This is a genomic window from Pseudomonas sp. SIMBA_068 (assembly GCF_046534705.1).
GTDB lineage: Bacteria > Pseudomonadota > Gammaproteobacteria > Pseudomonadales > Pseudomonadaceae > Aquipseudomonas > Aquipseudomonas putida.
Genome location: NZ_JAWRYI010000064.1, coordinates 1 through 442 on the forward strand (window position 1 = coordinate 1; position 442 = coordinate 442).

Annotated in this window: 1 protein-coding gene; it reads left to right on the top strand. The window is 53.8% G+C overall.

The features are described 5' to 3' along the window. Window positions 1–442, top strand: a 442-nt coding sequence (locus SB756_RS28155) for an OB-fold nucleic acid binding domain-containing protein (protein ID WP_410912769.1), incomplete at both ends; no start/stop codon positions are given.

The following is a 442-nucleotide window of genomic DNA, read 5'->3' on the forward strand; positions in this document are numbered from 1 at the left end:
AGGCTGATATGTTTGGCGTACTGGCGGAAGAGCCGGAACAGGTTGAGAAATCGTACGCCAGCGTCACGCCGTGGCCTGAGCAGGTGCAGCTGGATGGCGAACGGGAAACGCTGGGGCTTTACCTTACCGGCCACCCGATTAATCAGTACCTGAAAGAAATTGAGCGTTATGTTGGCGGGGTGCGGCTGAAAGATATGCATCCTACCGATCGGGGTAAAATTACCGTGGCGGCCGGTCTGGTGATCGCGGCACGGGTAATGGTCACCAAACGCGGCAACCGAATTGGTATCTGTACTCTGGACGATCGCTCCGGTCGTCTTGAGGTGATGTTATTTACCGATGCGTTAGATAAATACCAGCAGTTGCTGGAGAAAGACCGAATTCTGATCGTCAGCGGACAGGTCAGCTTTGATGACTTCAGTGGTGGCCTTAAAATGACCGC